The 25,621-nt window shown below is 64.5% G+C and carries 21 protein-coding genes; 7 read left to right on the top strand and 14 right to left on the bottom strand.

Annotation, left to right across the window (positions count from 1 at the left end; all coding sequences use genetic code 11):
• Positions 1-145 precede the first annotated feature (145 nt).
• The 4 genes from KUV74_RS09260 to KUV74_RS09245 are packed head-to-tail and all read left to right on the top strand — an operon-like array spanning position 146 to position 6,609.
• Complete coding sequence (locus tag KUV74_RS09260) at positions 146-3,835, top strand: ATP-binding protein (protein WP_222516187.1); 3,690 nt, start codon at positions 146-148, stop codon at positions 3,833-3,835.
• Positions 3,832-4,458: a condensin complex protein MksE gene (locus tag KUV74_RS09255; protein ID WP_045993163.1), complete on the top strand. Its 627-nt coding sequence runs from the start codon at positions 3,832-3,834 to the stop codon at positions 4,456-4,458. Before KUV74_RS09260 ends, KUV74_RS09255 begins: the two co-directional genes overlap by 4 nt.
• Positions 4,455-5,708 carry a hypothetical protein gene (locus KUV74_RS09250; RefSeq protein ID WP_222516186.1) on the top strand — a complete coding sequence of 418 codons (1,254 nt, stop codon included), beginning with the start codon at positions 4,455-4,457 and terminating at the stop codon, positions 5,706-5,708. The genes KUV74_RS09255 and KUV74_RS09250 overlap by 4 nt, the downstream gene beginning before the upstream one ends.
• Before the next feature lie 13 nt (positions 5,709-5,721).
• Entirely contained in the window at positions 5,722-6,609 is an 888-nt protein-coding gene (locus tag KUV74_RS09245; protein ID WP_315900751.1) for a hypothetical protein, read from the top strand.
• A gap of 9 nt (positions 6,610-6,618) precedes the next feature.
• Here the strand turns inward: KUV74_RS09245 and KUV74_RS09240 are convergent, their stop codons facing one another.
• From KUV74_RS09240 to KUV74_RS09220, 5 genes are all read right to left on the bottom strand, one after another.
• Positions 6,619-7,395 (bottom strand): M15 family metallopeptidase, encoded by a 777-nt coding sequence (locus tag KUV74_RS09240; RefSeq protein ID WP_222516185.1) that lies wholly within the window; start codon positions 7,393-7,395, stop codon positions 6,619-6,621.
• Positions 7,396-7,402: 7 nt separating this feature from the next.
• Entirely contained in the window at positions 7,403-8,680 is a 1,278-nt protein-coding gene (locus KUV74_RS09235; RefSeq protein ID WP_222516184.1) for a TRAP transporter large permease, read from the bottom strand.
• Positions 8,677-9,180, bottom strand: a complete 504-nt coding sequence (locus KUV74_RS09230) for a TRAP transporter small permease (protein WP_045993166.1) — start codon at positions 9,178-9,180, stop codon at positions 8,677-8,679. The genes KUV74_RS09235 and KUV74_RS09230 overlap by 4 nt, the downstream gene beginning before the upstream one ends.
• Before the next feature lie 235 nt (positions 9,181-9,415).
• Positions 9,416-10,438, bottom strand: a complete 1,023-nt coding sequence (dctP, locus tag KUV74_RS09225) for a TRAP transporter substrate-binding protein DctP (RefSeq protein WP_222516183.1) — start codon at positions 10,436-10,438, stop codon at positions 9,416-9,418.
• 117 nt (positions 10,439-10,555) lie between these two features.
• Positions 10,556-11,494 carry a LysR family transcriptional regulator gene (locus KUV74_RS09220; protein ID WP_045993168.1) on the bottom strand — a complete coding sequence of 313 codons (939 nt, stop codon included), beginning with the start codon at positions 11,492-11,494 and terminating at the stop codon, positions 10,556-10,558.
• Positions 11,495-11,631: 137 nt separating this feature from the next.
• On the opposite strand from KUV74_RS09220, the gene KUV74_RS09215 reads away from it, so the two are divergent.
• Positions 11,632-12,420: a transporter substrate-binding domain-containing protein gene (locus KUV74_RS09215; RefSeq protein ID WP_045993169.1), complete on the top strand. Its 789-nt coding sequence runs from the start codon at positions 11,632-11,634 to the stop codon at positions 12,418-12,420.
• A 159-nt stretch (positions 12,421-12,579) separates the two neighbouring features.
• Here KUV74_RS09215 and KUV74_RS09210 read toward each other — a convergent pair whose 3' ends face one another.
• The 6 genes from KUV74_RS09210 to KUV74_RS09185 all read right to left on the bottom strand — a co-directional run bounded on the left by KUV74_RS09210 (position 12,580) and on the right by KUV74_RS09185 (position 20,156).
• Positions 12,580-13,725 (bottom strand): metal ABC transporter permease, encoded by a 1,146-nt coding sequence (locus KUV74_RS09210; RefSeq protein ID WP_213227384.1) that lies wholly within the window; start codon positions 13,723-13,725, stop codon positions 12,580-12,582.
• Complete coding sequence (locus KUV74_RS09205; RefSeq protein WP_045993171.1) at positions 13,722-14,870, bottom strand: metal ABC transporter permease; 1,149 nt, start codon at positions 14,868-14,870, stop codon at positions 13,722-13,724. Before KUV74_RS09205 ends, KUV74_RS09210 begins: the two co-directional genes overlap by 4 nt.
• On the bottom strand, positions 14,867-15,703 hold the full coding sequence (locus tag KUV74_RS09200) for a metal ABC transporter ATP-binding protein (RefSeq protein ID WP_222516182.1): 837 nt from the start codon (positions 15,701-15,703) through the stop codon (positions 14,867-14,869). Before KUV74_RS09200 ends, KUV74_RS09205 begins: the two co-directional genes overlap by 4 nt.
• Before the next feature lie 55 nt (positions 15,704-15,758).
• Positions 15,759-16,766: a metal ABC transporter solute-binding protein, Zn/Mn family gene (locus KUV74_RS09195; protein ID WP_222516181.1), complete on the bottom strand. Its 1,008-nt coding sequence runs from the start codon at positions 16,764-16,766 to the stop codon at positions 15,759-15,761.
• Between the two features lie 267 nt (positions 16,767-17,033).
• Positions 17,034-17,480 carry a manganese-binding transcriptional regulator MntR gene (gene mntR / locus KUV74_RS09190; RefSeq protein ID WP_108131827.1) on the bottom strand — a complete coding sequence of 149 codons (447 nt, stop codon included), beginning with the start codon at positions 17,478-17,480 and terminating at the stop codon, positions 17,034-17,036.
• A 156-nt stretch (positions 17,481-17,636) separates the two neighbouring features.
• Positions 17,637-20,156 carry an EAL domain-containing protein gene (locus KUV74_RS09185; protein WP_222516180.1) on the bottom strand — a complete coding sequence of 840 codons (2,520 nt, stop codon included), beginning with the start codon at positions 20,154-20,156 and terminating at the stop codon, positions 17,637-17,639.
• 810 nt (positions 20,157-20,966) lie between these two features.
• On the opposite strand from KUV74_RS09185, the gene KUV74_RS09180 reads away from it, so the two are divergent.
• On the top strand, positions 20,967-21,431 hold the full coding sequence (locus tag KUV74_RS09180) for an HPP family protein (RefSeq protein ID WP_315900749.1): 465 nt from the start codon (positions 20,967-20,969) through the stop codon (positions 21,429-21,431).
• Between the two features lie 42 nt (positions 21,432-21,473).
• Here KUV74_RS09180 and KUV74_RS09175 read toward each other — a convergent pair whose 3' ends face one another.
• From KUV74_RS09175 to KUV74_RS09165, 3 genes are all read right to left on the bottom strand, one after another.
• Positions 21,474-22,871 (bottom strand): ATP-binding protein, encoded by a 1,398-nt coding sequence (locus tag KUV74_RS09175; protein ID WP_261395346.1) that lies wholly within the window; start codon positions 22,869-22,871, stop codon positions 21,474-21,476.
• Positions 22,871-23,545 (bottom strand): response regulator transcription factor, encoded by a 675-nt coding sequence (locus KUV74_RS09170; RefSeq protein WP_213227374.1) that lies wholly within the window; start codon positions 23,543-23,545, stop codon positions 22,871-22,873. Before KUV74_RS09170 ends, KUV74_RS09175 begins: the two co-directional genes overlap by 1 nt.
• A gap of 109 nt (positions 23,546-23,654) precedes the next feature.
• Entirely contained in the window at positions 23,655-23,843 is a 189-nt protein-coding gene (locus KUV74_RS09165) for a DUF3008 family protein (protein ID WP_108131823.1), read from the bottom strand.
• 664 nt (positions 23,844-24,507) lie between these two features.
• Between KUV74_RS09165 and thpD the strand changes: the two genes are divergently transcribed.
• The gene (thpD, locus tag KUV74_RS09160; protein WP_261395247.1) at positions 24,508-25,383 is read left to right on the top strand and encodes an ectoine hydroxylase; all 876 of its coding nucleotides are present in this window, start codon (positions 24,508-24,510) and stop codon (positions 25,381-25,383) included.
• Positions 25,384-25,621: the final 238 nt, after the last annotated feature.

Below are 25,621 nucleotides of genomic sequence, written 5' to 3'. Positions count from 1 at the left end.
CGGGGTGACGGGGCGCGTCGGGCTCTCCCTGTCGCAGGAACCTTGTAGGCGAAAGCTTGCTGTCGGGCAACTCTGGTCGCACTGTCAGGGCGCTTCGTCTCTGGCAGAATAGCCCTCCTACCGGGCAAGCGATCAAGGAATCCCAATGGCTCACCTGTTGCGCATCGTGATGATCCACGGCCACCTCGAGGGGGTGGTCGAGCTGGACGTCGACGGCCATACCAACATCTGCGGCACCAACGCCTCGGGCAAGACCACGCTGCAGCGTCTGGTCCCGGTGTTCTACGGTGAGCTGCCCAACAAGGTGGTGCCCAAGACCCGCAAGAAGTTCGACGCCTTCTACCTGCCCAACCGCAACAGCTACCTGATCTATGAGTACCGCCGCGAGGCGGGCAACGTCTGCCAGGCGGTGCTGACCCGCAAGAGCGACGGTGGCGTCGAGTATCGCTTTGTCGGTGCGCCCTACCAGCCCGGGCACTATCTGGTGGAGAGCGAGGCCGGGGTGGCGGCGCTGGACTACAGCGACTGGGCCAGCCAGCTGCGTCGTGAGGGAATTCCGGTGTCGCCCAAGCTGGGTGCCACCTCGGAGTTTCGTTCGGTGATCCAGAACGACTTCACCCACCAGCAGGGCAACCGCAAGGAAAGCCTGCGTCTTCGCCAGATGGCTGCCCAGTTCAGCCTGGTCAAGCCGGAGCATCGCATCCGCCATATGGAGAAGCTGATCAGCGCGGTGCACGCCAAGGAGGGCAAGATGGATACCCTCAAGACCATGCTGGCGGCGATCTTCGAGGAGGACGGTGTCGAACTGCCGGTGACCCGCATCCGCAATACCAAGGCACGGGAGTGGATCGCCCAGATGCGCCAGTCCAAGCGACTGGAGCCGCTGGAGCGATCGCTTGGCAAGCTCGATGAGCTCGATCAGGAGATCGCCGAGCGCGAGACGACCCTGTGGCAGTTGAAGCCCCAGCTCGAGGCCGACCGCCACCGCGCCGAGCGCACCCTGGCCGACGCCGAGGCCGAGATCGGCAACCGCCAGCGTGAGTTCCAGGAGCGTGAAGCCGCCTACGAACAGGCCCGCGACGCCCTCAACGACCGCTTGAGCGAGATGACCAGCGAGCTGGAGCAGACCCAGCGCGAGCTTTCTGACCTGCAGGCGACCTTCGAGGCCTACGAGGAGGCCGACATGCCGGCGCTGGAGCGTGACGTCCAGGCGCTGCCCCAGTGGCGCGACCAGAGCCAGCAGCTGCGCGAGCACCTGGCGGTGATGCAGAACGCCTTCCAGGAAAGCCAGTCACGCCTTGAAGGACGCCTGCGTGAGCTGGGCGATGAGCTGGCCCGCCAGACCGAGGAGACCCAGGCGCGCATCGACGAGCTGGGCGAGACCCGCGAAGAGCTGCGTGACCAGCAGTGGCGTCAGGAAAGCGAGCTCGAACAGCGCTACCAGCAGCAGCGCCAGGAGCTCGACGAGAGCTACCGTGAGCGCCTGGAAAGCGGCGTCGAGCGGCTGGCCGAGCTTAAGGCCCAGTTGGCCGCCAGCGCTGCCAGCGCCGAGGAAATCCAGGAGGCGGAGCTGGCCCAGGCTCGCCTCGACCAGGCCCAGACCGACCGCGAGGCGGCGAGCGAGACGCTGGGGGCGCTGCGCGAGGAGCTCGACACCCTCAAGCGCGCCCGTGATCAGGCCGAAAAGGAACTCGACGAGGCCCGTCATCAGCTCGCCAGGGCCGAAGCTCACACCTATGGCCTGCACCAGCAACGTGATCCGGCCCAGGGCACACTGCGTCATTTCCTGCGCTTCCATCGTCCCGGCTGGGAGCAGCGTCTGGGCAAGGTGATCGCGCCGGAGCTGCTGGAGCGCCGCGACCTGTCGCCCCGTGTCGGCGAGCAGGACCACGATGAGCTGTTCGGGGTGGGCCTGGATCTGGCCGCGGTCGAGGTGCCCGAGTACGCCCAGGAGGAGGCCAGCCTGCTGGCCGCCATCGAGCAGGCCGAGGCCGCCCAGGTGCGTGCCGAGAGCGCGGTGCAGGCCGCCGAGCGCCAGATGAAGGCGGCCAACGAGCGGGTGCAGTCCGCCGAGGAAGCGGTGCGCCGTGCGCGCATGGAGCTCAAGCGCGCCGAGTCCGAGGTCGACTACGCCCGCGACGCGCGCAGCCAGCTGCAGGAGCGTCACGCCCGCCAGCAGAAGGCGCGGCGTCAGGGCCTGGAGGAGGCGCTGGCCGCCCAGCGCGCCAGCCACGATGGGCTGAAGGAGGAGAAGCGCGCCGCCCTGGATACCCTGGCCAAGACCCACCAGGCGCAGATGCTGGAGGTGAAGGCCGACGGCCAGAGCCGCCTCGACGGCGTCGATGACCAGATCCGCCAGTTGAAGCAGTACCAGAGCGACCAGAAGAGCGAGCATCAGCGCCAGCGCCAGGAGCTAGAGGCGGCCTTCGACCGTGAACTGCAGGAGCAGGGCGTGGACCTGGCCTCGCTGAAGGACACCAAGGCGCGACTGGCCTCGCTGGACGAGCGTATCCGGCTGACCGCTTCGCGCCAGGAGCAGCTGGAAGACTATCGCCGCTTCATGCGCCTGGACTGGGGCCAGCGCAAGCCCGAGCTGGTCGACAAGGAAACCCGGCTGGTACGCGACAAGGAGGGTGCCGAGCGCGAACGAGAGCAGCGCAAGGCCGAATTCCAGTCCGACCGCGCCGCCCACCAGCAGGCGCTGGGCGAACTGAAGGCCCAACGCAGCGCCGAGGCCGAGGTGATCGACGCCTTGAAGCCACTGCTGGTGCAGGTCGAGCAACTGCCGCTGGACCCCTCTCCAGCGCCCCGGCACGATGCCCCCGGCGACGTCCACGAGCGCATCGAGCGCACCCGCCAGGCGCTGTCGGAGCGTGGGCGCGAGATGGACGCCCTGCGCAAGGGCTGCGAGCAGGTCGAAAGCGAGCTGATCAAGGGCGCCAGCACCGGCTTTGTCGATACCATGAGCGCCGAGCGCGCCAAGCTGCGCGAGGATGACGCCGCCGACGGTGCCGAGCCCAGCCCGCGCCGGCTGCTGCCGCTGCTGCGCGGGATGCTCAAGCTGCTCGAGGACCAGCAGCAGCAGCTGGTCCAGCAGGGGCGCAATCTCGGCGCCGATCTGGACAAGTTCTTTACCGTCTTTCGTGACCTCAACCGGCGCATCAGTGCCCAGAGTCGGCGGCTGTCCGAAGAGGTCGCCGACGACCTGCGCCTGGAGGGCATCACCAAGGCCGAAGTGCGCATTCAGTCGACCATCGACGAGCTGGGCTTCTGGGAGCCGCTCAAGCGCTTCGCCCAGGACTATCGCGACTGGCAGGAGACCGGCGGACTGCCGGGGGACGACTACCTCAATGCCCTGGCCGACGTGGTCGACCTGCTGCGCAGCGACCAGCAGTACAGCTTCGAGAGCCTGCTGCGCCTGGAATTGCACCTTAACGAGGGCGGCACCGACCTGGTGATCAAGAACGATCGCCAACTGCTCGAATCCTCGAGCCATGGCATGGCCTACCTGATCCTGTGCAAGTTCCTGCTGGCCTTTACCCGATTGCTGCGCGGCCAGGCCGAGATCAGCGTGCACTGGCCCATCGACGAGATCGGCACCCTGGCCTATCACAACGTCGAGAAGCTGTTCGAGGCCTGCGACAGCAACCATATCCACATCGTCGGCGCCTTCCCCAACCCGGAGTCCGACGTGCTGCTGCTGTTCCACAACCGCTACCTGATCGACCGTGACGCCGCCCAGCCGGGCCGGCGCCGGCTCAAGCGCATCGAACCGCGGTTGAGCAAGCTGGCTCAGCGTCTCAAGCAGCGCAGCGCCGAGGAGGTCACCCAATGATCGAACATGGTCCCCTGCTCGAACGGCTGCTGGCCGGCGAGTTCATCTGCGCCGTCAGCGACGAGAGCGCCTTTCGCAAGCTCCAGGACGAGGAGGTGCGCGAGCAGATCGACATCTACCTGCGCCCGCTCAACCGCCGCCTGGCCACCAACGAGGATCGCAGCGTCCACTTTCTGGCCTGGCGTCAGCTCAACGAAGACGCCCGCGAGCAGCTGTCGCGCCAGCTCGGCGAGACCGTCAACAGCCTGCTGCCGCTGCTCGAATGGCTGCAGCTGGTGCAGGAGGCGCTGGGCCAGGACTCCCTGGCGGCCCCCGGCGACGTGCTCAAGCCCGCCGAGTTCAGCGCCAAGTGCGAGGACAACCAGAGCCTGCGCGAGCGCCTGGAGCGGCTGGCCACCGATCCCTTCTTCGGCTCCCAGAGCGAGCAGCTCGACGCCCAGATGAAGCAGGTGTTCAAGCGTCTGAAGGAGCACGGCTACCTGCTGCAGCCCCACGCCGACCGCCAGGTCTTTCTGGTGACCGCCAAGATCGACTATCTGGTGGAGCTGGTGCGCTTTATCCGCGATGAAGAGAACCTGCCGGTGGATGACGAGGCGCCGGCCCGCCAAGAGACGCTGCTATGAGCGAGGAACACTCGCTCGAGAGCCGGCTGGTTGCCACCGGCACCGAGCGGCTGTCGCTGCTGGGGCGCTACGCCGACGTGCTGATGCAGGGCTATACCCGCGACGAGGTGCCGCTGGAGACCCTCACCGAAGGCGCTCTGCGCAAGCTGTTGGCGGCGCGGATTGTGTGGCGGCCCGACGAGCACGGCGCGGTCAAGCTGACCCCCAAGGTGCGCGAGCTGATCGCCGAGATGCTGGCCGACGAGACCCGCCGCCACGTCAACGCCGACGTCGGCGAGACCCTGGAGCAGATCCGCAACCTGGTGCAGAGCTACCGCGAGGCGGTCAGCCTGGGCGAGCACTGGCAGCAGGGGCCGCTGATGCTGCGTCTGCGCCAGGAGGTGGACGACCTCAACGGCCGCTTCGCCGACGCCATCGACAGCCTGTGGCAGCGGCTCAACAGTGACTTCGGCTTCGTCAGCCGACTCAACGATAAGATCCGCGAGAACGACCGCGCCCAGAAGCAGATCGTGCGCCTGCTCGACGGCATGGCGCTGATCGACTTCGACGAGCTGATCGATCTGGTCGGCAGCGACGGCTCCCTGCGCAAGCTGCTGATCAGCCAGCTGCAGCAGCAGTTGAGCCAGCACTACACCAACCTGCGCGAGGTCCAGGGAAGACTGATCGAGCTGATGGCGCGCTTTCGTCAGCAGCAGAAGCAGAGCCGGCTGGTGGCTGGCATGGCCGCCTTCCTGCGTGAGCATCCGGGCTTTGTGCCGGGCAACTACACCCGCCGCAGCGAGGTGCCGGAGCTGTTCAACCACGCAAGCCCGCTGCACGCCGCCGCCGCCCCGGCGCTGGATCACCATCGCGACGCCGAGGTGCTCACGGGGCTGCTGCACCAGTTGCCGGTGGCGGTCCACCGGCCGGAGCAGGCTGAGGTGGCAGGCCCTGCCATGGTCGAGGCGCAGAGCATGGTCGAGGCCCGCCAGCAGGCGCTCAAGCAGGACGTCGAGCGCTTCTACCTGGACGTGGTCGACGAGCAGGCACCCGCCGCTGGCGCCTCGTCGGGCACCAGCGCCCTGGCGTACCTGAGCGAGAGCGAACTCGAGTGGGACCCGGAGATCTGGCTGTTTCAGGTCATCGCCGAGTACCAGGGTCTGCCCCGTGAGGAGCAGCGCGCCTTTCGGCTGATCCCCGACGAGAGCCCGGCCGGGCCCTTCAACGACGTCCAGTTGATCCACGACGTCAGCCTGGCGCTGGTGGTCTAGGCAGAGGTGATACGTGATCGAACTGAGTAACCGTGCGCGCAATGTCCTGAAGAACATTCAGGGAGAACTGGATATCTCCCCCCGCACCGAGCGCAAGCGCGAGACTGCAGCTATTGCCAATATCGAGGCCTGGTGCGACGCCCACGATATTTGGCTGGATGGCTATCGCTGGGGGAAGACGCTGCGCTTTGACCGGCGTCTGTTGGCCGACATTGATGCCATGCTCGACAGCCTCAAGCAGCCGGGGTTGGGGCAGTCGCTGAGTGGCTTGTCCACGGTCGAACAGGCGAAGCTCGGGATCCGGGAAGACAAGAACGTGCGCGAGCCACCCCGACGCTATCGGGTGCTGGTGAGCGCACCAAGCACCCAGCATCGCCCCGGGTTTCCGGCAGTTGTGAGAGAGACCCTTGAGGTAGATGGGCGAACGCTTGAGCTTGCCGCCTTCGACGCCCTGGTACAGGTGGAGAATCTGGATAGCGTCCATGAGTTGAAAGTGACGCAGGCGGAGCTGGGTGGTTTCGCCAATCCGCTGGTGGTCTATCGCGGTGATAAAATCTATCGCAAGGGCTTCGATGACTTGGTGGTGGCCTGGGGGCGGCGCTTTCGCGACCAGCGACCGCACCTGTATCTGGGCGACTTCGACGCTGCCGGTGTTCGCGAAGCGCTTTCCAGCGCCGCTGACGGGATGTTGCTGCCACGCCTTTCCTGGCTAGCGCACGAGGCCGACTCACAGCACCAACGCGCGGAGCAGCTACCGTACAAGAAAGCACTCGAACGCCACTGCGCGCGTCTGCCCGCCGCCCACCCCTTGCGCGACTACCTCGCGCTGATCCTCGATCAGCAGCGTGGCCTGCGCCAGCAGTGGTTCGCTGGCCCCCTCGAGGCCGTGGCGCTGCGCTGAGTCAGTTCCCTAAAGCTGGCGCCGCCAGCGATTCTCGATGGTGTCCAGTTCCGCCGGGCCGTACAGCGCCTGGGGATGGCCGCCGTAGTGCGCCCATAGCTGGTCGCCGAAGTCGAAGTGCCACCATTCGCTGGGCAGGTTGGTGAAGCCCTGGGCGGCCATGGTGTGGTAGAGCAGGCGGCGATTGTCGCGGACCTCGCGTTCGGTCGCGCTGGGGGCCTCCTTGGCTTCGTAGAAGACCGTGTGGGAGGCAGGTATCGCCTCGTCGAACAGCGTACCCATAGGCAGCGGTAGGCCGTCTTCATCGCACAGGGTCACGTCGACCGCGCCACCGCTCAAGTGCGGACTGGGGCCGGTCGGGCTGGTGCTCGGCTCGGCGACGAACTCCCGGGTGCGCTCGAGCAGTTCATCTTCGGCGATGCCGGGGTGATTGCCGCGAATCGCCTCCATCAAGGTCTCGAACAGGTACTGCTGGACCCGCCAGGGGCGCCAGCCGTCGAGCACGATCAAACCGACGCCCTGGGGCAGCGAGCGGGCCGCGGCGAGCACCCGGCGGTAGACGCCTTCGCGCACATAGCACTCGTTGATCGCCCCGGGAATGCCGAGGCGGGCGTAGGCCGGAAATACCTTTACCGGCGCCGGTGCCAGGCTCATCGGCACCAGCGGCTCGTCGAGCCCCTGGATGGCAATCTGGCGTAGCTGCGACCAGGCCGGTTCCGACGCGAGGGGGATCGGTGTGTGGCGCGGATCGCGGCAGGCATCACGAGAAGAGCGATCTTGGGTCATGGTTGCCTCATCCCAGGGTGGTCGGGAGCCACAGGGTCAGTGACGGCACCAGGATCAGTGCCACCAGGACCAGCAGGGCGATGACCACGAAGGGCCAGATGGTGCGAAACAGCGCGGTGATCTCGAGCCGGCTGACGGCGGCAGCGACAAAGACGCAGGCACCCATGGGCGGCGTGATCAGCGCGATGGTGATATTGAGGGTGATGATGATGCCCAGATGGACTGGATCGATACCCGCCATCATCGCCACCGGGGCAAAGATCGGCGTCAGCAGCATCAGTGCCGAGACCTCCTCCATGAACATCCCGGTGATGAAGGTGATCAGGCTCAGCAGCAACAGGATGACCACCGGGTTGTCGACGTAGGGGGTCAGCAGTTCGACGAACTGATTCGGCACCTGGGCGTAGGACAACAGCCAGCTCACCGTGCTGGAAGCGGCCATGATCACGAAGATCGCCGCCGTCAGGCGGGTGGTGTCCACGCAGGCCCGCCACAGCCCGGCCAGGCTCAGGTTGCCGGCAAGCACGCCGTAGAGCGCCACATAGGCGACGGTCAGCGCGCCCGACTCGGTCGGCGTGACCAGGCCCATGACGATGCCGGCGACGATCAGGAAGGGCGCCATCAGCGCAGGCAGCGCCCCCAGGGCGGCGATACCCAGCTGGCGTGCCCCGGGCCAGCCGTCGCCCTTGGGCAGGCCCTTGCGCCTGGCGTAGACGGCGTTCATGCCCATGAAGGCGGCGCCCAGCAGCAGCCCGGGGATGACGCCTGCCAGAAACAGGTCACCCACCGAGGTATTGGTCAGCGAGGCGTACAGAATCATGAAGATGCTGGGCGGGATGATCGGCCCGATCAGCGAGCTGCCGGCGGTGAGGCCGGCGGCAAAGGCGGTGGAGTAGCCTTCCTTGCGCATGGCCGGTACCAGCAGCGAGCCCAGCGCCGAGGTGTCGGCGACCGCCGAGCCGTTGACGCCGGCGAAGAACACGCTGGAGACCACATTGACGTGGCCCATGCCGCCACGCAGGTGGCCCACCAGCAGACGCGCCAGGGCCATCAGTCGGTCGGTCAGTTTCGAGGCGTTCATCAGGTTGCCGGCGAGGATGAACAGCGGGATGGCCATCAGCGAGAAGGCGTCGATGCCGCCGAAGAACTGCTGGGGCATCATGCGCGGGATCATCGACAGGTCGACGAAGGCGAAGCCGACCACCGCGGTGGCCAGCAGCGAGATGAACAGCGGCAGGCCGAGCAGCACGTGGACGATAAACACCGCCAGCATGGCGAGGGTCATGAGTGCGGCTCCTCAGTGTCCAGGGTGGGCAGCGGGTGGGGCCCGTGGCACAGCGCCATCAGCGCCAGCAGGGCGAACCCGATAGGCACGGACATCACCGGTACCGCGCGGCTGATGCCAAGCCCCTGGCTCTGGAAGATGGCCACCGACTGGGCGTACTGGAAGCTGAACCAGGCACCGCCGATGGCCAGCACCAGGGTCAACAGCCACTGGTACCAGGACAGCAGCCTGCTGGCCAGGCGCGGAATCAGCCGCTCGATCAGGGCGACACGCATATGGCCGCCCTCGATCCAGACGCTGCCAAGCGCCAGCATCACCGCGCCGATGATCAGGTAGCGGGCCAGCTCATCGGTCCAGATCGGCGCGCCGCCGGCCAGGTAGCGCGCGAGCACGCCGTAGAGCATGGCGAGCAGGTCGATCACCAGCAGAGCGCTGGCGACCCATAGCGATAGTCGCCGCAGGGCCATCAGCGGCGGAGAGTGGGCAAGTGACCAGGACATGGGAAAAGGCTTCCACGGCAGGGGTGAAGATCGGCGGAGCGCCCTCGGGCAGCATCCAATCGAGGATTATCCGGAGATTGAGGCTTTCCAGCGACTGGGCTTTAGTGAAAAGTCCCAGTGTAGAGGGGCTCAAGGCAGCCGCTCTCTGGGCAGCGCCTGGTTGAAAGCATGGCCACCAGGCGCTTGCTTGGGCTGTCTGGCTCAGGCCCGCAAGGGCCTGAGCACGGTCTAGCGGTTATTCGCCGCCGGCGTCATCCAGGGCCATGTCGATGTAGCGCTGCTCGATGTTCTGGTCCTTGAGCCACTCCAGATAGGCCGGCTGGCCCTGCTGGCGGAAGGCCTCGAGCTGCTCGGCGCTGGGACGGATGACCTCCATGCCCTGCTCCTCGAGGTAGGCGATGCGCTCGTCGACCTTGGCCTGGTTGTGCTCACGGGCCAGCTGGTTGGCCTCGGCCACCGCCTCGCGGAAGGCAGCCTGGGTCTCTTCATCCCAGCCGTTGATCATGCTGGCGTTGCCCACCAGGAACTGGTCGGAGTACTGGATGTTGGCCAGCGTCAGGTAGTCCTGCACCTCGTACAGGCTGCCCAGGATGATGTACATCGGCGGGTTCATCTGGCCGTCGGCGACGCCGGTCTTCAGCGCCATGTAGACCTCGGTCCAGGGGATCGGGGTGCCGGAGGCGCCAAAGGCTTCGTACAGGGCCACCTGACTCGGGTCCATGGCGCGGAAGCGCAGGCCCTCGAAGTCGGCCGGCTCGGCTATCGGTGTCTTGTCGTTGGTGAAGGCCAGGAAGCCGCCTTCCTCGACCACCGCCAGCAGCTCAAGCCCGGCGCGGCCCTCGAGATCGTCCTTCACCGCCTGCCAGTAGGCGCCTTCGTCGAAGAAGGTGCGGGCGTCATCGAAATCCTTGAACAGGAAGGGGATGGCGCTGACGAATACCTCGGGAACGATGGGCGACATGCCGGCGAAGGAGGCGATGTTCAGGCTCGGCGAGGCCATGGTCTGCTCCATGCGCTCCTGCTCTTCACCCAGCATGCTGTTGGGGTAGAGTTTGAGCTCGAGCTCACCGTCGGTCTTTTCTTCCACCAGTTCCTTGAGGTTGGTGGCGAAGACGTGGACGGCGTTCTTGTCCGGATCGGGGGCGCCGTTGTAGCTCAGGTTGACGGTGGTGGCGGCCAGCGCCGAAGCGGCCGACAGGCTCAGCGCCGCGGCGGTGGACAGGGCGGCGACCAGGGGAAGGGGGCGAAACAGGCTCATGGGACTCTCCGGTGTTGTCGTGTTGTTGTAAAACGGCATCGTTGCAAGTCGATATCGAGACTAGGCGTTGTCGCGTTGACTAATCAAACCCTGTGGCGTTGATCTTCAGGCAACGCCTCAGTAGCGGCAAGCTGCCTTGACGCGAGGGGCGTCATCCTGAAAGAAGCGCATGCCTCGTCTGAGATGGGACAGGCACGCCTCGGCGGCCACCGAGAGCGGTCGATCCTGGCGGCTGACGATCTGGGCGCGGGCACCATTGAGCACCGGATGGGCCAACGGCAACACCCGGATCAGCCCCTGCTCGATATCGTCGGCAACGGTCAGTTCCGGCATGAAGGTGACACCGATCCCGGAGCGCACGAAGTTCTTCAGCACCGCCACCGAATTGGTGTGCAGCCGTGAGGTCAGATGCAGGCGCTCCTGGTGGGCCACCTGGTCGACCATCTGGCGCATCCCGAAGGGGTTGTCCATCAGCGCCAGCGGCCAGTCGCTGATCTCGTAGAGGGTCAGCGGCGTCTGGCGCCGCGTCAGCGGGTGGTCGGCGGGTACGATCAGGTCCAGCGGGTGGCGGCGCTCGACATGGCAGTGCAGCGTCGGGTCCACCGGTGGGGCATACAGCAGCGCCAGGTCCACCTCGCGATCGCGGATCAGGGCCATGGCCTCGTTGACGCCGGCCATCACCACCACGATGTCGATGCCCGGGTGGGCGGTCATGAAGGTCTGCAGCGGGGCGTTGATCAGATCGGCGATGAAGCCTTCGCCCACCGCCAGACGAACCTCCCCGCTGTTCAGGCTCTGCAGGGCGTTGAGCCGTGACAGGGTGGCGCTTTCGGCGTCGCACTGGGCGCGATGGTGGTCGACCAGCAGGCGCCCGGCTTCGGTCAGCGAGACGCCGTCGGGGTGGCGGGTCAGCAGGGGCGTCGCCAGCTCTTCTTCCTGGCGCCGGATCAGTCGGCTGATGGCCGAAACGTCCACATTGAGGTGGACGGCGGCGGCGCGCAGCGAGCCACGGCGCTGCACTTCACACAGATAGGCCAGGGCACGGCCGTTGAGCATCGGAATTCCTTGGTCGTGGTGGGGCGGTGTCTGTCATTGTCCTGCAAGTGGCTTGGCGGCGCAGGCGGAGAGTGGCAGACTCATCAGGCCCAAAAGGCATAGATCAATAACCATAACGCAAAAAAGGAATCTCACGGATGCGATCGTTTTCCCGTCCCCTGCTGCTTGGCGCCCTGATCGGGCTCTCCGCCCTTGCTTCCACCACCGTTCAGGCGGATGAGCCACTCAAGCTGGGGGTGGATATCCCGTTTGAACCCTTCGAGTATCGTCTTCCCGATGGCACCCTTGCCGGTTTCGAGGTGGAACTCGGGGAAGAGGTGTGCCGGCGTATCCAGCGTCAGTGCGAGTGGGTCGAACAGAGCTGGGACGGCATCATCCCGGGGCTGATGGCGCGCAAGTACGACGCCATCATGTCATCGATGGCGATCACCGAGGAGCGCAGACAGCAGGTGCTGTTCTCCGAACCCTACTACTCCAACCCCAGCGTGTGGGTGACCCTGCGTGATCAGCAGATCGACCCCGATGATCGCGACAGCCTCGAAGGCCTGACGGTGGGCGTGCAGCGCGGCACCATCCGCGACCGCTTCATCACCGACACCTATGGCGACATCATGGAGGTTCGTCGCTACGCCACCGCCGAGGACCTGGCGCTGGACGTCAAGACCGGACGCCTGGACAGCGCCTTCATGTACTACCCGCTGGCGCTGGCCAATCTGCAGGTGGACGAGGCCGACAGCGAGGTGGTGGTCAGCTCCGAGTTGATCCGTGAGCCCAAGTCGTACTTCGGCCATGGTGTGGCGGTGGCCTTCCGTCCCCGCGACAAGGAGCTCGCCGAGCAGTTCAACCAGGCCCTGGCCGAGATCAAGGAAGACGGCACCTACGACGAGCTGATGCACAAGTACGTGGACTACGACATCAAGATCTGAAGATGGTCTGGCCTGGCCGGTCCCTCGCCAGGCCCAGCAAGCGATTTTGCTACCGGTAGTTGGAACACCAAAAGGGCGGCCATTGGCCGCCCTTTTTGTTGCGCTAGCTGGGCTTATGTCGCTGCCAGAGGCGTATCCGGGTCCGCGCGGTGCTCAGGCTCAGGCCCCGGTCTCGGCCTTGGCGCCGGGCTCGAGTATCTCCCGGGCCAGGTTGCGTCCGGCCTGGGTCAGGTGCAGACGCTCGCCCTCCTGGACGACCAGATGGCGCTGGCGCGAGCGCTCCACCACCCGCTCGGCACGGGCGGGGTCCCACATCAAGTGATCACGCAGCGCCATGGTGACGTTTTCTACCGCCTTCTCCGGGCCGTCCTCGTGGTGATAGAGGTGCACCATCAGGGTACGGCTCTCGTTCAGCTCGCGCTGGCGGCGACGTTCGAGCCATTGAGCGAAGACGCCGTAGCGCGGGCCGAGGAGGAAGGCCAGGGCGAGGAAGACGCCGGTCATCACCGCCATCATGCCGCCGATGGAGACGTCCCAGGCCACCGCCAGATAGTAGCCCGAGACGCTGGAGGCGGCGGCGATCAGCGAGGCGTAGACGAAGATCTTCCACAGCCGGTCGGTGAGCAAGTAGGCCGCCGAGGGCGGCACGATGACAAAGGCCACGAACAGCACCGCCCCCACAGCGTCGAAGGCGGCCACCGCGGTGCCGCTGGTCAACAGCAGCAGCACATAGAACAGCGCGGTCGGCGCGAAGCCCAGCGCCTTGGCCAGGGCGCTGTCGAAGGTGGCGAGCTTCAGCTCCTTGTAGAAGGCCGCTACGAAAGCCAGGTTCAGCGCCGTCATGGCGCCCATGGAGACCAGCGCCCGGGGCACCTCGACACCGCCGATAGGCAGGGTGTCGAGCCACACGAAGCCGATCTCGCCGAGCAGCACGGTGTGGGCATCGATGTGCACGTCGCTGGCGTAGAGGTTGATCAGCAGGACCCCGAGGGAAAACAGCACCGGGAACACCAGACCGATGGCGGCGTCCTTCTTGACCTTCTGGGTCGACACCAGCAGCTCGGTAAGAAACACCGTGAAGATGCCGGTGAGCGCCGCACCGATGATCTGCAGCGGGCCGCTGGCCTGGTGGGTCAGCAACCACACCACCACGATGCCGAAGACGATGGAATGGCCGATGGCGTCGGACAGCATGCTGGTGCCGCGCAGTACCAGAAAGGTCCCGACCAGGCTGGAGGCGATGCCGACGAGGGCGCCGACCAGCATGATCATCAGCGGAATATTGTTGAACAGCGATGCCATCATGCGCGGCCTCCCCGGCCCAGGTCATCGAGAATGCGCTCGGCCTCGCGACAGCCTTCCGGCGTCAGTACCCAGCGCTTGTGGTCACCGGGTTCGTGGGACGGTGGCGTCTGCTGGGTGATCAGGCCACGGGCGGTCAAGCGCTCCAGCGCGCGCCGGCTGTCGGTGCCCAGGTAGGCGTCCACCATGCGTTTCTCGGAGCGATACTGGCGATCGGCGTGGTGGCTGGCGAGCTGGTAGAGGGTGGTGAGCACCCGCTGGTGACGTAGCTGGCGCCGATCACGCTGAAGCTTGAGGATTTCCCAGACAAAGCCCCGGTGAGGCGCAAACAGCAGCGATACCAGCACCACGCTGGACAGGCTCAGGATGATCAGCGGCCCGGTGGCGAGCCCCGGACCGAGGGCACTGATCAAGGCGCCGGTGACGCCACCGACGATACCGAACAGCGCCGACAGCATGACCATGGTCTCCAGTTTGTTGGCCCACTGACGCGCCGCCACCGCCGGGGCGATGACCATGGCAGCCATTAGCACCACGCCGACCATCTGCAGGCCGACCACCACGGCCAGGGCGATCATCACTGTCATCAAGGCCTCGAGCAGTGTGACCGGCAGGCCCTGGGTGGCAGCGAATTCGGCGTCGAAGGACACCAGCTTGAATTCCTTCCACAGCCCGCCGACCAGCACCAGCGCCACGCCGCTGACGCCGGCCATGATCCACAGGTCGCTGCGCAGGGTGGCGGCGGCCTGGCCGAACAGGAAGGCGTCGAGCCCCCCCTGGGATGCGTTACCGGTGCCCTGGATATAGGTCAACAGCACCACCCCTATGGCGAAGAACACGCTGAGCGAGATGCCAAGGGCAGCGTCGGTCTTGAGCCGGCTCATGCGGGTCAGCAGCAGCATCACCAGCGCCGCCAAGGAGCCTGTGAACAGCGCGCCGGCAAGGATGCTGCCCATCTCGCGGCCCCCGGCGATGATGAAGCCCAGGCAGACACCGGGTAGCGCCGCGTGGGACAGGGTATCGCCGAGCAGGCTCTGCTTGCGCAACACTGCGAAACAGCCGAGTACGCCGCTGACCAGACCCAGCATCGCCGCGCCCATCACCACGTTTTGCAGGGTGTAGTCGCCGAGCAGGGCGTTCAGGCTCATCTCGGCACCTCTTCACGGCTGTCCTGCGAGCGCGCCTCGGGACGCTGGCCGGCGAGCTCGCGCTCGGCGGGAATGGCGCCGGTGACATCGTCGAGCAGGGCGATCTGGCCGCCGTAGGCGCGGCGCAGGTTGTCGGCGGTATAGACGTCGTTGACCGGCCCCTGGGCGATCACTCGCACGTTGAGCATCAGCATCCAGTCGAAGTAGCTGCGCACCGTCTGCAGGTCGTGGTGGACCACGATCACCGTCTTGCCCTGGTCCCGCAGCCTGCGCAGGATGTCGACGATGGCGCGTTCGGTGGTGGCGTCGACACCGGCCATGGGCTCATCGAGGAAGTAGACGTCGGCCTTCTGGACCAGCGCCCGGGCCAGGAACACCCGCTGCTGCTGGCCGCCGGACAGCTGGCTGATCTGGCGATCGGCAAAGCCGTCCATGCCGACCATCTCCAGCGCCTGCATGGCCTCGTGTCGCTCGCGGCGGCCGGGCCGCCTGAGCCAGCCCAGCCGGCCGTAGAGGCCCATGCCGACCACGTCCTGTGCGGTGGTGGGAAAGTCCCAGTCCACCGTGGAGCGCTGGGGCACGTAGCCGACCCGCCGCCGCGCCTGGCGGTAGGGGCGTCCATGCAGGGTGACGTGGCCGGCGACGCTGGGCACCAGGCCGAGGATGCTCTTGATCAAGGTGCTCTTGCCGGCGCCGTTGGGGCCGACGATGGCGGCCATGACACCGGGCGGTACGTCGAAATCGATGTCCCACAGCACCGGCTTGCCATGGTAGCTGACCGTCAGGTCCTCCACGTGGAGGGCCAGGTCGGGTTCGTGGAGCTGCTCGCTCATGGTGTGGCTCCTGTCGACCTCGCGGTGGCGTTCAAGCGCTGCGGGGCGGTGGTGTTCACTGGTCGGCGTCCTGGCTGGCGGAGGCGATCTGCGCCGCGAGGGCCTCAGGCAAGGGAGCGGGCTGGCCGCCCAGGGCGCTGACGATATGCTCGGTGTTGCTCTTGAGCATGCCGATGTAGGTGCCCTCCAGGGTGCCCTTGGCGCCCATGGCGTCGGAATAGAGCTGACCGCCGATCTCGACCCGGTGGTCCTGATCGGCGGCAGCGTCGATCACCGCCTGGACGGTGCGCGGATTGATGGTGCTCTCGACGAACATGGCGGGAACGCCACGCTCGACCACCAGCTCGGCCATGCGGCGAATATCGGCCACGCCGGTCTCGGTGGCGGTGGATAGCCCCTGGATGCCGGCCACCTCGATGCCGTAGGCGCGTCCGTAGTAGCCGAAGGCGTCGTGGGCGGTCACCAGGATGCGCTGCTCGGCGGGGACGCTGTCGATGCTGGCCTGAATCCAGTCATCGAGTTCGGCCAGTGACGCCTGGTAGGCCTCGGCGCGCTGCTGCATGGCCTCGGCACAGTGCGGACGCTGCTCTGCCAGCAGTTCAGCGATGACCGGAACGTTCCGGGCCCACAGTCCTGCATCCATCCACAGGTGGGGGTCGACGCCATAGGCGTCCTGGGTGTGGATAAGTTGGTCGTCGCCGACGGCCTGCTCACTTACCGCAGCGGTGGGCTTGATCCGGGAAAATCGATCGAACACCTTGCCGAGCTGGCCCTCCAGTGAAAAGCCGCTGTAGAGGATCAGCTCGGCCTTATCGAGATCGTGCACGTCGCGGGCGCTGGCCTGGTACAGGTGGGGATCGATCCCCGGCCCCATCATGGTGTTGACCGCGACGCAGTCGCCGCCCACCTGCTCGACCAGATCGCCGAGCATGCCGACGGTGACGACCACATCCAGCGGCGCCTGCGTCTTCGCAGCGTCGGATTGGGCGTGAACCTGGGGGGTGGTCAGAGCGGCCAGCGAGGCCAGGGTCAGCAGGGCCGAAGCCGGGGCTGAACGAAGCATGAACAGGGCTCCTCGGGGCAAGAACGACGCGCAAGCAGCACCGAAGTGCTATTTGGCTATCATTTATAGACGTGGCTAAGTTTTGGCGCCTAAGGCCCCTCGCGTCAAGCGTAGAGCGCTAATCGAGGTGATCGAGTCAGGCTATTCGCGCGATGGAGCGCACCAACAGGCCCAGTTGCCTGGAGGTGGACCGGGGCTGGCAGAGGGCTGGCATAGTGTTGGCAGAGCGGGGCACGGAGCCGGATGGGATGGGCTCCGGCGATGGCGTCAGCCTTTCAGAAAGCGTTCGAAGGCGGCCAGGGTCTCGGCGCTGACATGGTGCTCGATGCCTTCGGCGTCGACCCGCGCGGTTTCGGGATTGATGCCCAGCTTGATCAGGAAGGCTTCGACGATCTGGTGTCGTTCGCGGCTGGCATCGGCCAGGGCCTTGCCCTTGTCGGTCAGGAAGATGCCGCGATAGGGGCGCTTGATGATCAGGCCCTCATCATCGAGACGCTTTAGCATCTTGGCGACGGTGGGCTGGGCGACGCCCAGGCGGCGGGCGATATCGGTCTGGCGCGCTTCACCGCCGTCGGTGATCAGATCCGAGATCAGCTCGACGTAGTCTTCGATCAGTTCGGTGCGGCGGGCGTCCCGTGCCTTGCGAAACCCCTCGACGTGGCTTTCCGGGGAAATCAGCGATGCGCGTTCGTCGTGGTTGAGGGGGTCGTTCATGGGGGATGGAGTCGCCTCGGGTCAGGGTGTCCATCTTGCCAATTGGTGGCAGTAATGCAAGTTCAGCAAAGGTGATACCTCACGCAGAGGCGTTCCGCGGGAAGGGGGGTAGCGGAGTTGCGACCTTCCTGCATACGCCCATGTCAGGGCAAAACCTCAGCCCTGAAGCAGTGGTATCGCCGATCCATCCACCGGCAGTCGGCGGCGCGACGACAGGGCCAGGAATTGATGGAGGGGAAGGGGCTTCGAGTACAGATAACCCTGGAATGAACGACAGCCCAGCTCCAGCAGCCGCTTTTGCTGCTCCACGGTTTCGACGCCCTCGGCGATGACGCCGAGTTGCAGGGTCTGGGCGAGGGCGATGATGGTCTGGGCGATGGGAGCCGCAGTGGGGTCATCGGTCAGATCGCGGACGAAGGCCACATCGATCTTCAGGCTGTCCAGCGGGAGGCGCTTGAGGTAGGCCAGAGAAGAATATCCGGTACCGAAGTCATCGATGGCGAAGCGCACCCCGAGGGTGCGCAGGTGGGTCAGGGTATCGATCACCGGATAGGCCTCACCCAACATCAAGGACTCGGTGAGCTCCAGGGTCAGCTGGCTTGCAGGCGCCCCGGTATCCGTCAGGGCCCTCTCCACGCCGGTGACGAAGTCGGCGCGCTGGAATTCCCGGGCGCTGACGTTGACCGACAGGGTCCAGGCGCTTCTGTGGGGGTCGTGTTGCCAGTCGGCCAGCAGCTCACAGGTCTTGCGCAGCACCCAGTTGCCCAGTTCGATGATCTGGCCGGTGTCCTCGGCCAGGCTGATGAAGGCATTCGGCGAGACCAGCCCCAGCTCCGGATGCTCCCAGCGCAGCAGTACCTCTGCGCCGGTAATCGTGCCCTGGTGATCGACCTGAGGCTGCAGGTACTGGCGCAATTGCTCGCCGACCACCGCGTCCTTGAGCTGTCGCTCGAGCCTGAGTCGAGCATTCAGGCGCTCGACCATGCTGGCTTCAAAGGCGCAAGGACGCTGGGCGGCCTCGCTCTTGCTCTCGAGCAGGGCCAGGCCAGCGCGTTTCAGCAGTTCGCTGACGCCGAGGTCACCGCCACGAAACAAGAGGTAGCCGCCGCTGACGCGGCAGCTGTGGCGCTCGCCGGCCAGCGAATAGTCGCCGTTCAAGGATTCCAGTACGCTGCGCGCCTTTTCCCTGGCCTGCCCCATGGCATTCTCCGGGGAGACCGAGAGACCGTCGTAGAGCAGCGCAAATTCATTGCTGCTCAGCCGCGCCAGATCGTTGGCTTGCCTGGCCCAGGGCCTTAGACGGGCCGCCAGCGCCTTGAGCAGGCGATCTCCGGTGGCCTGACCGAGGGCATCATTGATGCCCTTGAAGTTGTCGATATCCACCAGCAGCAACATGATGTGCCGGCCACTGATGTCGCTGGCCAGTTGCAGGGCGTGGATGCGTTCCTGCAGCGAACTGCGATTGGGCAAGGTGGTCAGACCGTCGTGATAGGCCTGGTAACGGATATGCTGCTGGGCGTCATGGTGGGCGGAGGTATCGCTGAGGGTGGCGACAAAATGCCCGCTACCGTCTTCATCGGCGCGTACACGATTGATGCTCAGGCGCGCAGGGAAGCGGCGATCTTGGCGGTGTCGGACCTCGACATCGCCGATCCAGGCGCCATTTTCTCGCAGCGAGCGCAGTACTTGGCTGCGATGCTGATCGAGCCGCAGCAGGGTGTTGAGCTTGAGCATCGAGTGGCCCTGGAGGTCGGTATGGGGCACACCGGTCAGGGTCTCGAAGGCGTGGTTGCACATGATCATGCGGGCACGCTGATCCAGCAGTACGACGCCATCGTGCATCGATTCGATGACATCCACCAACTGGCGGCGTGAGACCTGCATGCGCATGGCGCTGTCCTGTAGCCGCCTGTCGACAAGCACCGTGACCAGGGTGGTCAGCGCAAAAAGAAATGCCAGCACGGCGACGGCGGTGGCCAGTAGCGAGCCGTGATGGGCCATTGGTGTTGTCGCCTGCCAGCCTGGGTCCGGCAGAAAGTACACCGCCATCATGGCCGAATAGTGCATGCTGCAGATGGCCAGGGCGGCAAACACCGCGGCCAGAAGGCTGCCCAGGCGAATGCCCTGCACGCGGGGCAAATGTCTGGACGCATGGAAGCTGTAGATGCTGGCGATACCAAAGGGCAGCGAGATCACCAGTGACAGCAGCAAGGGAATGGGAGCGAAGCGCATGCTGGCAGGCGCCTCCATGGCTGCCATGCCGGTGTAGTGCATGGTGGCGATACCTAGCCCCAGCAGGCATCCCGCGATGATCTTGCGCGTGGTGGACAGTCCCCTGCGAGCCATCGCCGCCACGGCGATCAGGCCGGCGACCACCGCCGGCAGCAATGAAGCCAGGGTCAGCCACAGACCATGATGGGCGGGAAAGGGCAGACGATAGGCGAGCATGCCGGTGAAGTGCATGCTCCAGATGCCGAGCCCCATCATGGTGCCACCGGCCAGCCACCAGGCCCTGCGTCGATGTTGCCATCGCGCAGAGTGAACGCGTTCGCCGACGGCCATGGCCGAATACACCGATACCAGTGCTACCAGACACGACAGGACGACGAGCCAGGGCGTGTGTGCTCCCTGTATGGCCTGGGCGACCTGCGGGTAGGTAATAAAGATGGGCGGCATGGGTCGGGGTGGGTCCCTTGTAGTAAGGCCTTAAGACAACCTCTTCATTGATTAGCATGACCTGGCGCGTAGAGCAAAGGCTCCTGCCGGGCGGGATTGTCTTCATGCGAACGTGACGGATCCGCGTTTGAGTATAGAATTGTCGGTCAATGCTTGCGTGATGCAGGTTGCTATATTGTTGTCCTGGCGGTGAAAAAAGTGTAAATGCCGGCGCCCGCCTCAGAGAAATATTCGCAGTAGGCAGGCGTTGTCAGGCGCTGAGACAGCGCTAATAAAGTGCCGTTGTCTTTAGTCGAGTCGACCTTGGTTGCCGATTCGGGCAAACATTTTGGTCAACATCTGTATCTCCAGCATCAGGTTGTCGACCCTGTTGGACTCGTCCGGAGGTGACCGCACTAGGTCTCACCCGGCATGAGATGGCCGAAGTTGTCAGCGTCGAGCAAGCGCCTGGCGAAGGTACTGCGCGCTGACGATTTCCTGGCGTGGCACCAAAGCAGGTTCCACTGCGAGACCGGCTAAAACTCGACGACCGTGTCGTTCGTAAGATTCCTCGCAACAGGAGGCAGAGGCCACTTCGCAGCCTGATGGGGATGGCGGGGAGTTGCCTGACGCTGTCGTCATGGTGGAACAAGGGTTTTTGCTATAGATGCATGCCAAAAGGCTATTTCCCTCGAGATGCCACCTTTGCAAGAGTATTCGACCCTTTTGAACGAGTCGGCAGCACAACCGGGGTGGCGGGTGGTAAAAACGTATCTGGGTAAGATGAAAGGCGGGAGCGCTGAGCGTGCGCAGCTTTGCTGGAAGGACGCCTTGTGGTCGTGGGTTGGCGCCTTTGTCGGCATGGCTGGCGTCGGCTGGTTGAGCCACGAATGGCTATCGACTCAGGCACTGTTGATGATCGGCTCCTTTGGCGCGACTTCTGTGCTGTTGTACTCCACCCCGGACAGCCCTCTGGCTCAGCCCCGTAACGTACTGGGCGGCAATGTCCTGTCAGCGCTGGTCGGTGTCCTCTGCTGGCTATGGCTGGGGGACAACTGGCTGGCCGCCGCGGTCGCGGTCTCCAGTTCGATTCTGGTGATGCAGTTGACCCACACCCTGCACCCTCCCGGCGGCGCAACGGCCTTGATCGCGGTCATCGGCTCACCGGAGTTGCACGCACTAGGATGGGGATATGCGCTGGTACCGGTGGCGGCGGGGTGCCTGCTGTTGTTGGTGATCGCCACCCTGATCAATAATCTGGCCCGGCATCGTCGCTACCCACGCCATTGGTGGTGAGGTGACGATGCGTGACGGCGTGCTGCACGACCGGGTGGCATTTCAGCGTCGCCAGCGGAGCGTGGCGTTCAACCCTCCAGACTCACGGTTGTTCAGGCTGACTTCGACCTCTTGCTGATGAGCCAGTGCAAGCACGATGGAAAGGCCCAGACCGCTACCGGTGATGGTGGCGTCGCTGGCGCGGTGGAAGCGCTCGGCGACACGCTCCATGTGCGTATCGGGAATGCCGGGGCCGCTATCGAGGATGCTTAGGCGAACACCCTGGGGCTCTGCCTGGAGGATGGCTTCGATGGTGCCACCGTCGGGTGTGTAGCGCAGCGCGTTGTCCAGCAGATTGCGGATCATGATGCCGAGCTCCGTGGCATTGCCCTTGACCGTGGTCGGGTCGATGTCTTCCAGGCGGAGTTGCTGGCCACGGGCGTCTGCCAGCGGCCAGAGCTCGGCCGCGAGGTCCAGCAGCAGGGAGCGCAGGTCTATGCTTTCCGGTGCAGCGGCGGTGTGGCGATCGACCCGTGCGAGTACCAGAAGCTGCTCTACCACGCGCTGGAGTCGTTCGACACCCTGACGAGCCTTGGGCAGGGCGTCGCCTTCGCCCGCCAGGGCGTTGTCCAGGTGGATCTTGAGGGCTGCCAGCGGAGTGCGCAGCTCGTGGGCGGCATCGGCGGTGAAACGTCTCTCCTTTTCCAGGGTCGCCTTGAGTCGCCCGATAAAGTCATTGAGCGACCCTCTGAGGCCAGCCAGTTCCGTCGGTACGTCCAGTTCTATGCGGCTGAGGTCGGCGGAGTCGCGATGCTCCACCTGCTGCGATAGTCGCTCGATGGGGCGCAGGCCGCGCCGGATATGGCGCAGCACCAGCAACAGGCACAGCGGCATCAGCAGTAGCATGGGCCAGAGGTGATTGAGCGTAATGCGCTCGATGATGTCGAGAAAGAAGTCCCGCTCGATACCGATCTGTAGCCACAGACCACGACTCGGGTCATGCAGGGCAAAGACTCGCCAGCGAGACTCTCCCAGCGATCGCCACTCGAAACCCTGCTCACCAGGTGGCGGCATCTGGGGCTGGCGATCGACGTCTTGCCATCCAGGGCCAATCACCACCGGCTGGCCGGTCTCGGTCCACAGTCCGAAGCCCATCTTGCGCTCTTCGTGGTGATAGGTCTGGCCGGGTGCCACCGGCAGGTCATCGGACGTGCCGCTGTCGGTGTACAGGTGGGCGCTGGCCTTGCGCTGGTCCATCCATCGGGCCAGACGTTGATAGTCGTCCGCCTCGGGTGCCTCGGGGAGCATGCTCATCAGCCCCCTGCCGGTGAAGGCGAGCTGGGCATCGAGGATCTCCTCCAGCTCGTTTTGCGAGATCAGCCAGGCGGCCACCACCGACAATAGCGCCACCATGGCAAGGGAAAGGGCCAGGGTGCGGAAAAGATAGCGATGGATCGACATCACGGGGTGATGGCCAGGAAGTCGGTATTGAGGCGATAGCCGATGCCACGCACCGTGGTGATCATCTCCTTGTGCAGCTTCTTGCGAAGATGATGAACGTGAACTTCCAGCGCGTTGGACTCGAGTTCTTCGCCCCAGCCGTAGAGCAGGCTCTCCAGGCGGGGACGCGACAGTACCTGGCCGGGATGACGGGCGAGCTCGATCAGCAGGGCGAACTCGCGACGACTCAGGGCGATACCGCGTCCCTCCCAGTCGACACAATGGCGAGCCTCATCGATGCACAGCGTGCCGACGTCGATGGTGGAACTGGCGCGACCGGCCGCTCGTCGAATCACCACGCGCAGGCGCGCCAGCAGTTCCTGGAGGTCGAAGGGCTTCAGTACATAGTCGTCTGCCCCGGCGTCCAAGCCCTGGATACGTTCTTCCACGGCGTCACGGGCGGTCAGGATCAGAACCGGCAGGGCAGTTTGCTGGCGCAGGCGTCTCAGGATCTCCAGTCCATCGCAGTCGGGCAGGCCAAGGTCGAGGATCACCACCGAGAACGCCTCCAGGGTCAGCGCCTCGAGAGCCGGCTTGCCGCAGGTGAACCAATCGACTGCATAGCCCTCTCGTTCAAGTGCGACCTTGATACCGTCCCCCAACAGAGGGTCATCCTCCACCAGTAGTGCCCGCATGGCGTCTTCTCCGTCGATCTACCCAACTGTCTCGCAGGCAGTATGGGGCGCAAAACCTTAATCTACGCTTAAGGATCGACGGGAGCCTTGATCCGACGCTGTTCTCTGCCTAGGACTGCGAATCGTGCCTGGGCTTGCCGGTACGCTCGGTCGACGCCATCTTTTCCAGTTCGTCTTCGCTCATCGAGTCGTACATCGACCGGGCGGCACCGTCGAGTTCGCTCACCTTCTGTTCACCACGCTTGGCAGCGAGGGCCGCTCCTGCCGCCATCTGCTGGGCTTTCGACTTCGCTGGCATGGTTACCTCCTTGAAGGGAAAGAAGATTGTCGTACCGGCGTTAATAGTTTGCTGCCTGGCAGGCTCAACAGACCCAACGACGAAAAGCCAGACTCCGCCAGGTTCGACCCGGATCAGTCCCAGCATAATCACTTGCCATTTACGTCTTCAACGCCAGTTGCCTGAATACCGAAACGTATCCAGAGGCGAGTGGGCGAAATCATATGAAAGGAAGAGCGACGTTCGCCAGGGAGTGTGTCGGCCTGTGTTCTTTCGTGGAGGTGTCCTTTCGCTGGAGGTTTTTGCGCTTTTGCCTGGGCACAGCGGTGCTACCTTGGCCGCCGCTGAATCTGACCGTCGAGATTCGAAGTAATGTGAAGAAGTGAAGTCACAAGGCGTTACAACTCTTTTCAATAAGAAGTACGAAACAGCGCCCTGCTCTGGCAGCGTCTGATGGCGACGTAAAGGATTACCTTGATGACTTTCGAATTGACGTTGTTTAGACGCTATTGCAACAGCTTTGACATAAAGCGCCCATCGAGTCTTGCCCGCGACGGTTTATTGGTGACTCGGGCAGGCATGGCGTCTTCGTCTTTCGTTCAGCGATTCTGCCATGACAAGGGAGCAAGCCACCATGCGAGATACACAGGATCTTTTTCCGACACGCCTGGAGCGCAAGCTGGGCATGTTCGAGCGCATCGACCCGGTCGTTCATTGCGATGAACAGCAGCGAGCGAACGGCCCCCTGAGCGAAGAAGAGCTTGATGAGTTTGATAGAAAAGGCTTTCTCTCTTTCGAGAACTTCTTCGACAAGGAAGAGATGGATGCCTTTATCCAGGAATTGCGGGAGTACGAAGAGGACGAAGACCTCAAATTGTCCGAAGGGACGGTGCTGGAGCCCGGAAAACAGGAGATCCGGTCGATCTTCGGCATACATCAGGTCTCGGATCGTTTCAGCCGTCTGACACGGGACCCGAGGCTATTGGCCATGGTGCAGCAGATACTCGGTAGTGACGTCTACATCCATCAGTCGCGTATCAACTACAAGCCCGGCTTCAAGGGAAAGGGGTTTGACTGGCACTCGGACTTCGAGACCTGGCATAGCGAAGACGGCATGCCTCGGATGCGGTCACTGAGCTGCTCGATTATTCTGACGGATAACGGTGAATTCAACGGCCCCTTGATGCTGATACCAGGGTCCCACAAGCAGTTCGTTCCTTGTGTCGGGCGCACCCCGGAGGACAACTACAAGGAGTCATTGAAGAGCCAGGACATCGGTGTTCCTGATGCCGCCAGCCTGAAGAAACTGATGCTGGAGAACGATATAGAGGCGCCGAAAGGCGATTCTGGCTCATTGGTGATGTTCGAGTGCAATACGCTGCACGGCTCCAATATCAATATGTCCTGCTGGCCGAGAAGTAACCTGTTCTTCGTCTATAACAGTGTCGAGAATACCCTCCACGACCCCTACTGCGGCAACAAGCCTCGCCCCGAGTTCCTGGCCACGCGCAAGGACTACAGCCCGCTCAAGCCTGTCGAGGGAAAGCATCAGACAGAGTGAGAGCCAGAAAGGGTGAATGTAGCGGCTGACGAGATAGAGACCTCGGGAGACTAAAGTAGGGCGCCGAGGTCGCTATCCCGCTGGCAGGGAAGCTCGACGCCACCTACCTCTCCGGCATCGCCGGGACTGCCACGTACCCACCTGGCGCTCGCCGCGGGGCTCTAGAACCTCCGGCAGTAAACGCCACCTTTACGCAAGGTGGCTCCGGTTCCCGGCAACCGAGTGCTCAGCCTGTTAG

It is taken from the genome of Halomonas sp. DP1Y21-3 (genome assembly GCF_019801245.1).
GTDB lineage: Bacteria > Pseudomonadota > Gammaproteobacteria > Pseudomonadales > Halomonadaceae > Halomonas > Halomonas litopenaei.
Note: the sequence above shows the minus strand (reverse complement) of the source record. Positions and strands in the feature narration are given on the sequence as shown.

What these genes read in the sequence shown, in the direction of transcription:
- KUV74_RS09260 (WP_222516187.1), top strand. Translation starts at nt 146, where the DNA reads ATGGCTCACCTGTTGCGCATCGTGATGATCCACGGCCACCTCGAGGGG.
- KUV74_RS09255 (WP_045993163.1), top strand. Translation starts at nt 3,832, where the DNA reads ATGATCGAACATGGTCCCCTGCTCGAACGGCTGCTGGCCGGCGAGTTC.
- KUV74_RS09250 (WP_222516186.1), top strand. Translation starts at nt 4,455, where the DNA reads ATGAGCGAGGAACACTCGCTCGAGAGCCGGCTGGTTGCCACCGGCACC.
- KUV74_RS09240 (WP_222516185.1), bottom strand. Translation starts at nt 7,395, where the DNA reads ATGACCCAAGATCGCTCTTCTCGTGATGCCTGCCGCGATCCGCGCCAC.
- KUV74_RS09235 (WP_222516184.1), bottom strand. Translation starts at nt 8,680, where the DNA reads ATGACCCTCGCCATGCTGGCGGTGTTTATCGTCCACGTGCTGCTCGGC.
- KUV74_RS09230 (WP_045993166.1), bottom strand. Translation starts at nt 9,180, where the DNA reads ATGTCCTGGTCACTTGCCCACTCTCCGCCGCTGATGGCCCTGCGGCGA.
- dctP (WP_222516183.1), bottom strand. Translation starts at nt 10,438, where the DNA reads ATGAGCCTGTTTCGCCCCCTTCCCCTGGTCGCCGCCCTGTCCACCGCC.
- KUV74_RS09220 (WP_045993168.1), bottom strand. Translation starts at nt 11,494, where the DNA reads ATGCTCAACGGCCGTGCCCTGGCCTATCTGTGTGAAGTGCAGCGCCGT.
- KUV74_RS09215 (WP_045993169.1), top strand. Translation starts at nt 11,632, where the DNA reads ATGCGATCGTTTTCCCGTCCCCTGCTGCTTGGCGCCCTGATCGGGCTC.
- KUV74_RS09210 (WP_213227384.1), bottom strand. Translation starts at nt 13,725, where the DNA reads ATGATGGCATCGCTGTTCAACAATATTCCGCTGATGATCATGCTGGTC.
- KUV74_RS09205 (WP_045993171.1), bottom strand. Translation starts at nt 14,870, where the DNA reads ATGAGCCTGAACGCCCTGCTCGGCGACTACACCCTGCAAAACGTGGTG.
- KUV74_RS09200 (WP_222516182.1), bottom strand. Translation starts at nt 15,703, where the DNA reads ATGAGCGAGCAGCTCCACGAACCCGACCTGGCCCTCCACGTGGAGGAC.
- KUV74_RS09195 (WP_222516181.1), bottom strand. Translation starts at nt 16,766, where the DNA reads ATGCTTCGTTCAGCCCCGGCTTCGGCCCTGCTGACCCTGGCCTCGCTG.
- mntR (WP_108131827.1), bottom strand. Translation starts at nt 17,480, where the DNA reads ATGAACGACCCCCTCAACCACGACGAACGCGCATCGCTGATTTCCCCG.
- KUV74_RS09185 (WP_222516180.1), bottom strand. Translation starts at nt 20,156, where the DNA reads ATGCCGCCCATCTTTATTACCTACCCGCAGGTCGCCCAGGCCATACAG.
- KUV74_RS09175 (WP_261395346.1), bottom strand. Translation starts at nt 22,871, where the DNA reads ATGTCGATCCATCGCTATCTTTTCCGCACCCTGGCCCTTTCCCTTGCC.
- KUV74_RS09170 (WP_213227374.1), bottom strand. Translation starts at nt 23,545, where the DNA reads ATGCGGGCACTACTGGTGGAGGATGACCCTCTGTTGGGGGACGGTATC.
- KUV74_RS09165 (WP_108131823.1), bottom strand. Translation starts at nt 23,843, where the DNA reads ATGCCAGCGAAGTCGAAAGCCCAGCAGATGGCGGCAGGAGCGGCCCTC.
- thpD (WP_261395247.1), top strand. Translation starts at nt 24,508, where the DNA reads ATGTTCGAGCGCATCGACCCGGTCGTTCATTGCGATGAACAGCAGCGA.